Origin of the sequence: Carboxylicivirga agarovorans (assembly GCF_050589845.1) — a bacterium.
Taxonomy (GTDB): Bacteria; Bacteroidota; Bacteroidia; order Bacteroidales; family Marinilabiliaceae; genus Carboxylicivirga; species Carboxylicivirga agarovorans.
Genome location: NZ_JBNGPA010000041.1, coordinates 26461 through 35930, shown reverse-complemented (window position 1 = coordinate 35930; position 9470 = coordinate 26461). Strand labels below are relative to the sequence as shown.

Annotated in this window: 6 protein-coding genes; all 6 read right to left on the bottom strand. The window is 41.4% G+C overall.

Annotated features, from left to right (window positions below):
* Positions 1-1277: 1277 nt before the first annotated feature.
* Positions 1278-2159 carry a tetratricopeptide repeat protein gene (locus tag ACRD69_RS22780; RefSeq protein WP_430817464.1) on the bottom strand — a complete coding sequence of 294 codons (882 nt, stop codon included), beginning with the start codon at positions 2157-2159 and terminating at the stop codon, positions 1278-1280.
* Between the two features lie 141 nt (positions 2160-2300).
* Positions 2301-2939: a tetratricopeptide repeat protein gene (locus tag ACRD69_RS22775; RefSeq protein ID WP_430817463.1), complete on the bottom strand. Its 639-nt coding sequence runs from the start codon at positions 2937-2939 to the stop codon at positions 2301-2303.
* A 117-nt stretch (positions 2940-3056) separates the two neighbouring features.
* Positions 3057-4358, bottom strand: coding sequence for a threonine synthase (gene thrC, locus ACRD69_RS22770; RefSeq protein WP_430817462.1), 1302 nt, complete (start codon positions 4356-4358; stop codon positions 3057-3059).
* Between the two features lie 3 nt (positions 4359-4361).
* Positions 4362-5573: a cofactor-independent phosphoglycerate mutase gene (locus ACRD69_RS22765; protein WP_430817461.1), complete on the bottom strand. Its 1212-nt coding sequence runs from the start codon at positions 5571-5573 to the stop codon at positions 4362-4364.
* 12 nt (positions 5574-5585) lie between these two features.
* Positions 5586-8006 (bottom strand): bifunctional aspartate kinase/homoserine dehydrogenase I, encoded by a 2421-nt coding sequence (thrA, locus tag ACRD69_RS22760; protein WP_430817460.1) that lies wholly within the window; start codon positions 8004-8006, stop codon positions 5586-5588.
* A 350-nt stretch (positions 8007-8356) separates the two neighbouring features.
* Entirely contained in the window at positions 8357-9391 is a 1035-nt protein-coding gene (mtnA, locus tag ACRD69_RS22755) for an S-methyl-5-thioribose-1-phosphate isomerase (protein ID WP_430817459.1), read from the bottom strand.
* Positions 9392-9470 lie beyond the last annotated feature (79 nt).

The following is a 9470-nucleotide window of genomic DNA, read 5'->3' as shown; positions in this document are numbered from 1 at the left end:
ATTTACAGCCTGGTAATCAATTCCGAAGGAATAATCCGTGTAATAGAAGTCTATTGCTGAAATAATTAAGAATTGCGCAGGGATACAATTTGTGGAATTTGTGGATATAATATTAAAAGCTGTAAATCAACATTCTATCCTTTAACCATACAACTACCTATTCCGCTGCAAACTAATTACCACATTAATATATTCCCCGTTGCAGCGGGATGATGGGGATGACTGGTCCTGGAGCGTCGCTACGCTTTACCCCAGGCTATGAGGAAGTGGGCCTTCATCCCGTTATTTACAGCTTGGTAATCAATTCCGAAGGAATAATCCGTGTAATAGAAGTCTATTGCTGAAATAATTAAGAATTGCGCAGGGATACAATTTGTGGAATTTGTGGATATAATATTAAAAGCTGTAAATCAACATTCTATCCTTTAATCATACAACTACTTATTCCGCTGCAAACTAATTACCACATTAATATATTCCCCGTTGCAGCGGGATGATGGGGATGACTGGTCCTGGGGTGTCGCTACGCTTTACCCCAGGCTATGATGATGTGGGCCTTCAGCCCGGTTTTACAGCCTGGTAATCAATTCCGAAGGAATAATCCGTGTAATAGATGTGTGTTGGTGAAATGATTAAGAATTGCGCAGGGATACAATTTGTGGAATTTGTGGATATAATATTAAAAGCTGTAAATCAACATGCTATCCCCTTAACTATATAACTACCTATTCCGCTGCAAACTAATTCCCACATTAATATATTCCCCGTTGCAGCGGGATGATGGGGATGACTGATCCTGGGGTGTCGCTACGCTTTACCCCAGGCTATGATGATGTGGGCCTTCAGCCCGTTATTTACAGCCAGGTAATCAATTCCGCAGGAATACAATTTGTGCAAATTTGTGGATAAAATATTCAAAGCTGTTAATAAAAAGTGCGTTGGTCTGAGTAATAGTCCGGGCCAAGGTTGGCGAGAAGGCTTCAGGGCGCACTTGAGGTGGTTGTGGGCCTTCATCCCGCTATTTACAGCCTGGGATTGATTTATTGCCCTTTATATTCATTAATTTACAACGAAAATATCCCAAAGCACCATTATTATCTTTTAACCAGGGCTCAAGGAGAAAGTACCGAAGTGAAGTTATCGAGATTGGAATGAGCAAAACCCTAACAAAAAAGAAAAAGATCGCATTAATATCATCAGACATCAATGCGATCTTTTTAACTATTCACTAATAATCTGAGTTCGACCATAAAATTCGAACACAGCCTAATGCATTGTTAATTCAGGAGCTCAGCCATTTGGGCCGCCTTATCCTCCATTTTCAAACGACGGTATGCCACACTTAAACAACTGATGATCGCCTTATCTTTAGGCGAAAAGCCATGCGCTTTCTCCAGGTAAGGCAAAGCCTTTGTATAGCCCTGAGCAATTTGCTCCAGTTTTTTGGTGGAATTGTGATAATCAACACGTGTAGGACTTTTCATAGCCTCATAGCGCTTGGTTTCCTTTGTGTACAAATAATCGGTTTGCTTAAAGTAGATTACGCCCAGCTTCTTAATGCTGTTTTTGTGATTAGACTTGATAGCCACTACTTTTTCCAATTCCTCAGTTGCTTCTTTGTATTTTTTCATTCGCTCGTATGAAGAACCAAGCAGATAATGATAGGTATAATTGTTTGGCTCAGCCTCAATGGCCACCTGCAAATATTCCACAGCCTTTTCATACTGGCCCGAATTAAAATACAGATAACCAAGTTTTTTATTAAACTCGCCACTTTTATCAGCATACCTGGTTTTACCGTCAAGTAATTCCTTTTCAGCTTCAGCAAATTTCTTAGCCCCGGCATAAGCGTCACCGTAACTAAGGTATAGATCTGCTTCGTCATAACTATTAGCCCTCGCCTTATCTAACATGGGCAATGCGGAGGCATACTTTTTAGCTTTGGTATAATTCTGTCCCGCTTTAAAGTAGCAGAAAGCATCTGTTTTGCCGTCCGCCTCATAAAGCTCACCGGCTTTTTGGTATAATTCTGCAGCTGCAAGATACTGCATCTGACTCTCTTGCATAATGGCATCACTCTTGGTAACATCTGCATTTTGAGCTATAATCGCAGATAAAGCACCAAAAAAGAGCATGCATCCAATAAATAACTGTTTCATTCAATACTTGTTTTTAGGGGTTGAAGTACAAAAATAATGTCTGCTTTATAATAATAGACACTCTTTTGAGAAAAAAGGGTTACAAAAAAAAAGCGACGGTCAATAAACCGTCGCTTTCTTTTTACTCTAATGAGTTATTTCTTAGCTCTTAAGTAATCCTTCGATACCTGTTAAGATAGCTTGTGCATTTTTGTTAGTTGGATCATACTCCATAGCTTTTTTAGCTAAACCACTAGCTTCATCCAAAACAGTTTTAGCTTTAGCCTTGATAGCATCCCACTGGTCACGATTACCTTCGCCACGTGTATTAAGCGTCTCCTGACCTTTCTGATACAACTTATTACTTTCTTTCACATAGTAACCAGCCAACATTTTTTTCATGTGGCTAACATACTTGCTGGTACCATATTCTTCAATACCTGCTAAAAGAACTTTTTCCATTTCCTCGTTCTTACCCATGCTCTTCAAAGAAGAAGCAATGTAGTAAGTAGAAACATCAGCTTTGTAACCTAAATTCTTTGATTCGTTGTAGTATTTTTCAGCTTTTTCGTAATTTTTGATCTTACGTGCACTGGTTGCTGCATTATACACCATAGCCGCATCCATTTCCTCTTCGCCCCAAGCTCCAATAGCTTTTTCAAATAACTCTAATGCTCCTTTGTAATTCTTTGCTCTTAACGCTTCATTTCCCTGATTTTTCAATTCTGCCGCACTTTCTTCCTGAGCAATAGCTCCTAAAGACATCAATAACACAAGGGATAAAGTTGCTAAATACTTCATAACAATTCTCTTTTTAACTTATTTTAATTGGTACAATTCACTTCAATGGCCGTAAAAATAGTTTTTTTTTAAAAAAATCTTAAAAATTAAGTTTATTTTTTAAAAAAAAGCCAGCATTTATAGTGCGTTGTCCAATATTACTTGTTTAAATTCTTCGTATAAACCAGACGAATTCTCCACTTTCTTTTCTCCGTTAAGAAAAGCTTTTAATCGATCAGGCTGTTCCACCCGACGCTCAATTATTTTCTCAACCGTCTCAGGGAACTTGGCCGGATGTGCAGTCGCAAGAAATATGCCATGCTCACCTTGTTCCAAACAATTATCAAGTGCGTAGTAAGCAATAGCCCCATGCGGATCGAGCACATAAGCCTCAGAATCAAACACATCCCTTATCGTAGAAAAAATAGCATCATTATTAACCGAAAGACCAGTCATTACCTCAGTAATACGGTTTAGATCGTGCTGAAAGAGCTTTTGGATCCGTATAAAGTTACTCGGATCCCCCACATCCATAGCATTGGCAGGCGTCGCTATACCGGGAGCCGCCTGGTAATGACCAGAGGCCAGGTATTTTGGCACCACATCGTTGATATTGGTTGCAGCAATAAAACGCTTAACAGGCAATCCCATTCGATGCGCAATTAATCCCGCAGTTAAATTACCGAAATTACCACTGGGCACACATACCACCAATTCCTTATGTCCCTGCTCAACAGCTTGTGCATAAGCAAAGAAATAATAGACCATTTGCGGCAGGAAACGAGCCAGGTTTATGGAATTGGCAGAAGTAAGCGTCAATTGTTGCTTCAGTCCATCATCCATAAAAGCCGTTTTTACCAAACGCTGACAATCATCAAACGTACCATCCACTTCAATAGCAGTGATATTTTGCCCAAGGGTGGTAAATTGCTTTTCCTGCACATCAGACACCAGACCTTTGGGGTATAGAACAAAGACATTTACCCCCTTCACACCCAGGAAACCATTGGCCACAGCACTGCCTGTATCTCCAGAAGTTGCCACCAGCACATTAATATCACGTTCATAATCCCTGGTAAAACGCGCCATCACACGCGCCAGGAAGCGGGCGCCAATATCCTTAAATGCCAGTGTCGGACCATGGAACAATTCCAAAGCAGAAATATTGGATGATACCGGCACTACAGGCACAGGAAAATTAAATGCCTCATTGGTCAATTGGCGAAATTCATCTTCGGGAATCTCCGGGCAAAAGAAATATTTCAAGGTTTCAAAGCCTATTTCACCCAATGACAAGCGGGGTAACTCATCCCAGAAACTATCCGGTAAAACAGGAATTGATTCAGGCATAAACAAACCCTTGTCGGCAGCCAATCCATGGATAACAGCCTGTTTTAAATCACTCTTTAACTCCTTATTATTAGTACTGTAAAACAACATAGACTATTTATTTCCGGATAATAATACTTGCATAAACTCAGTCTGGTCAAGAAAGCCAATTGCCCCTTCCTTAACCGATTGCTCATCATACACCTCTACTGCATCAGCAGCATGCTGCGGCCGATATATCATAAACGGCACATGCTCCCTGGTATGGGTACGCACCTCACAAGGCGTTGGATGGTCGGGCAGAAACGCCACCGTCAGTTCACTCCCTGCCTTTTCAAGATAGTCTAAAACCGGCTTTACAACCTTCTGGTCAATATCTTGCAGGGTGCGAATCTTCAGCTCTACATCCCCTTCATGACCAGCTTCATCAGGCGCCTCGATGTGCAAAAACACATAGTCATTGCCATCTTCCAAAGCTTTAATAGCAGCCTCGGCTTTTCCTTTATAATTAGTAGTGTATAAGCCCGTTGCCCCTTCCACGAATATGGATTGTAAACCACCCAGTTTGCCCAGACCATGAATTAAATCGACCGCCGAAATGACAGCACCTCTATCTAAGCCATACAAGGCCTTTATTGTGGGCATTTGCGGTTTATAACCCGGCGACCAGGGCCATATCATATTGGCAAGCGCCTTACCTTCTGCACGACGACGCGCATTGACAGGGTGATTGCTCAGCAATTCATTGGATTCAAACATCAACTGGCGCAGAAGCTTCACCGTATCATTGCTTTCCATTGGCTTGGGCAATACTGTTTCAACATATTCACCCGGAACATCATGTGGAGGCGTACATACTACACCTTCCTGACCACCCTTGATAACCATCACATGCCGGTAACTTACACCTGTATAAAACTGTACCCTTTCATTTCCCAGGTACTCATTCAGAGAAATAATTAATTGCTCAGCTTCTTCAGTTGATATATGTCCCGCTGAATGATTTTGCAACTTAGCCTGTTCCACAGTTACCAGGTTACAGCGAAAAACCAGATCACTGGGATCAACATCAATACCAAGAGCCGCTGCTTCAAGAACGCCGCGGCCCTCGTAGTACTTTTCTGCATCATAGCCCATAATGGTCATATTGGCCACCTCACTGCCAGGGTGTAAAGAATCGGGTACTGTTTTTAATGTACCACAACGCGACATCTTACACAAAGCATTAATATGCGGAGTATCGGCAACCATCATGGGTGTTTTGCCTCCTAATCGTTCAATGGGCTCATCGGCAAAACCATCGGCCAGAATAACTAAGTATTTCATTATAAAACAGGATTAAAGGTTTACTACTTTGATAATATCGGCAAATACACCAGCAGCTGTTACATCAGCACCGGCACCATAGCCTTTTATTTCCATCGGGTGATCGTAATAATAGTCGGAACGCAGAATAACTTTATTATTGCTGTCGGCCAGGTTATAAAAAGGATGACTGTCATCGACTTCAATAAAGCCAACTTTAGCCCTGCCCTCTTTTAGCGAAGCAGCGTAACGGATAACGCGCCCCCTGGCCTCTGCTTTGCTACGCATTTCTTCAAACGCTTTATCATAGCCTTTTAGTCGCTCGATAAAATCCTGCACCGATTCATCGGTGAAAAACTCCTGTGGCACAAAAGGCTCTTTCTCAACATGATGTTCCTCAAGGGCATAATCACTCTCACGCGCTAAGATCAATAATTTACGTAACACATCGGTACCTCCAAGATCAATACGGGGGTCGGGTTCACTGTAACCCTTTTCCTTTGCTTCGATAACTACTTCAGACAGTGGCTTTTCAGCACTCACATTATTGACAATATAGTTTAAAGTACCCGACAATACCGCTTCCAGCTGTAAAATGCGATCACCACTCTGCACCATGCCATTAATGGTATTAATAATTGGTAAACCAGCCCCTACATTGGTTTCAAACAGATACTTAACCCCCTTTTGACGGGCGGTTTTCTTTAACTTACTATAGCGATCATAGGCCGATGAACCGGCAATTTTATTGGCCGTCACCACCGATATATTATTCTCGAGCAAGCGTTCATATTGTTCAGCAACAAGGCTACTGGCAGTACAATCGACAAATACACTGTTGGAGTGATTATTGGCAATTATCTGACTGACAAACTGTTCAATATTACCAGGACTCGCATGCTTAAGAACATCAACAGCTGAGTCAAGCTCAAGCCCACGATCATTGAAGATCATCTGACTTGAATTGGCCAGGCCAGCCAGGCGAATACTCAAATGTTCAGTTTTAAGTAAGCGCTCCGATTGTCGTTCTATTTTTTGTAAGAGGTTTTTACCAACGGTGCCAACACCCACCTGGTACATATGTATAGCCTGGTACTGACTTAGGAAAAAAGCCTCATGTACCACATTCAGCGTTTTTCGTAAATCATGCTCGTGAATAACAAAAGAAATATTCAGCTCCGAGGCTCCCTGTGCAATGGCATAGATATTAATACCATTGCGGCCAACATCATTAAACAATTGTCCTGATACACCAGAAGTATGCTTCATACCTTCACCTACAATGGCAACAACAGCCATCTCCTTCTCCACTGAGACACCATTGATTTCCTGGCGAGCGATCTCTTTTTCAAACTCCTTGATAAGGGCCAGGCGGGCCATTTCAACATCTTCGGACGCCAGCACAACACTGATACTACTTTCACTTGAAGCCTGCGAGATCAGAACAATATTGATGTCCTGCTTTGCCAGGGCACTGAACATACGCATGGAAATGCCAGAAATACCAATCATTCCATTTCCCTGCAGAGTCAATAATGATACATCCCTAATGGATGACAAGCCTTTTACTTTTTGCAAAGCTTCTTTATCATTATCAATCAATGTTCCACTGGCATCGGGATTGAACGTGTTTTTAACCTTAACAGGTATCTGCTTTTGCAATACCGGAATAATTGTAGGCGGATAAATCACCTTGGCACCAAAATGCGATAACTCCATCGCCTCGGCATAACTCAGGTGTTCAATGCAATATGCACGGCTTATAACCCTAGGATCGGCCGACATAAAACCATCCACATCCGTCCATATTTCAAGCATTTCAGCATCTAAACCTGCCGCCAGCAAAGCAGCAGAATAATCGGAGCCACCACGCCCTAAAGTTGTATTCTCTCCCTTATCATTTGAAGCAATAAAACCCGGAAAAACAGCCACCTCACTCATGGAGAACTTCAACTCAGCAATGGCCTGCATGGTATCATTCAATTTCACATGATGTCCCCTCCCGTTCAGCTCTGTTTTAATAAACTGACGGCTATCGTACAAACCAGCCTTTTCAACCAAATTGCTTAAAATCAACGATGAATAGCGCTCACCCATTCCTACTATCGTATCGTAGCTTTTGGTGCTTAACTCATTGGTTAAACTTACTCCTTTCAAAACCTGCTGCAACTCCTTCCACACAGTAGCTGCCTGCTCCACAACCTGCTCAGATGTCTCCTTATCAAACAGATTATTAACAATTTGCTGATGCGTTGCCTCTATTTCGTTTAATATGGGTAAATAATCCTTACCGGCTTTTGCAAGACCTGAGGCTTTAACCAGTTTATCGGTTACCCCTCCAACAGCTGAAACAACAACCGCAACCGGTGCCTGACAGTTTTCTACAATGCGTTTTACCTTTTGAATGGCATCAGCACTGCCCATTGATGTTCCACCAAACTTTAAAACTTTCATAATTTATTCTTTCGGTTCAGGCAAGTGCTGCATCACACATACACCTTGCTTATAATGAACAATTTAACGAATAGTATTTGTCGATATTCAGTTGCTTCAACCAAACATTTTTTCGACTTAATAAAATACAATAATGATTTGACCTGATGATATGAAAAGACTATACCCCCCAAGGGGTGATAGTTGTTGTAGTGGTAATATTTGTATAAATATAAATCATCATAAACTCGGTCACGAATGAGTGAATCTATTGCAAAAATAGGGATATTTAATTTAAATCAAAATTACACACCCTATTTTTTTATTAATTTATAAGATAAAGTCATGAAAAAACATGACTTTTTACACGCTTAGCGATAAGTTGAAAGTTCTTCGGGTTTTATAATACCTTTTTCAGTAATAAATGCAGTAATATATTTAGCCGGTGTCACATCAAATGCAGGATTCAAACCGTGTGATCCGGGAGATGCCATGCGAATGCTACGCATGACCATATCTTTATCAGGCCCCTCATGATACAATAACTCCTCTTCATCACGCTCTTCAATTGTTATCATATCACCAGATTCCGTTGCAAAATCAAAGGTACTGAAAGGAGCGGCTACATAAAAGGGAATACCGTATTCGCGGGCTACAATTGCTTTCTCCAGAGTACCAATTTTATTGGCCACATCACCATTGCCCGTTATACGATCAGCCCCCGTAATAACCATATCAACCATTCCTTTTGACATGTAAAAAGCCGCTGCATTATCGGCAATAATGCGATGATCCACCTCATTGTGATGTAATTCGAAGGCAGTCAGACGGGCACCCTGACCACGAGGACGTGTTTCATCGGCGTATACAAAGGGCGCTTTACCGGAAGCCTTGGCAGCATATACAGGTGATAAAGCCGAGCCATAATCAACAAAAGCCAGCCATCCGGCATTACAATGAGTTAAAATACGACTGTTGGCTTTGATCAGCTCATTACCATTTTCACCGATTAAACGACATCCTTCGGCATCTTCATCAGCAATATTCTGAGCCATATTAACGGCTTGCTCCACTCCTGCCTGACCCGCATTAAACACTTTGTTACTAGCGTAAAACAAATTGACAGCAGTTGGTCTGGTCGCTTCAATAAAATCTTTGGCCATCTGTATTTCGCCAGCATTCCCGTTTAAACTTACAAAAGCCTGTGCCATTGCAAATCCGGCCGTTGCGCCGATTGCTCCGGCACCGCGTACCGTCATGTTGCGAATTGCTTCAGCTGTTTCTTTATAATCCTTTAATTCAACGATTTCAAAGGCAAAAGGCAATTTTACCTGATCAATCATCGATACAACATTACTTTCGGCATCATACCAAACGGTGCGATATTGCTTGTTATTTATTCTCATACAATTATTCAATATTATTATCAGAGCAATGATCTTTAGTCACACTCTTTACTTTGGGATTCATTTTTCGTAAATTAAA

Excerpts from the sequence above, each read along its gene's own strand:
- ACRD69_RS22775 (WP_430817463.1), bottom strand. The coding sequence starts at position 2,939 with ATGAAGTATTTAGCAACTTTATCCCTTGTGTTATTGATGTCTTTAGGA.
- thrC (WP_430817462.1), bottom strand. The coding sequence starts at position 4,358 with ATGTTGTTTTACAGTACTAATAATAAGGAGTTAAAGAGTGATTTAAAA.
- ACRD69_RS22765 (WP_430817461.1), bottom strand. The coding sequence starts at position 5,573 with ATGAAATACTTAGTTATTCTGGCCGATGGTTTTGCCGATGAGCCCATT.
- mtnA (WP_430817459.1), bottom strand. The coding sequence starts at position 9,391 with ATGAGAATAAATAACAAGCAATATCGCACCGTTTGGTATGATGCCGAA.
- thrA (WP_430817460.1), bottom strand. The coding sequence starts at position 8,006 with ATGAAAGTTTTAAAGTTTGGTGGAACATCAATGGGCAGTGCTGATGCC.
- ACRD69_RS22780 (WP_430817464.1), bottom strand. The coding sequence starts at position 2,159 with ATGAAACAGTTATTTATTGGATGCATGCTCTTTTTTGGTGCTTTATCT.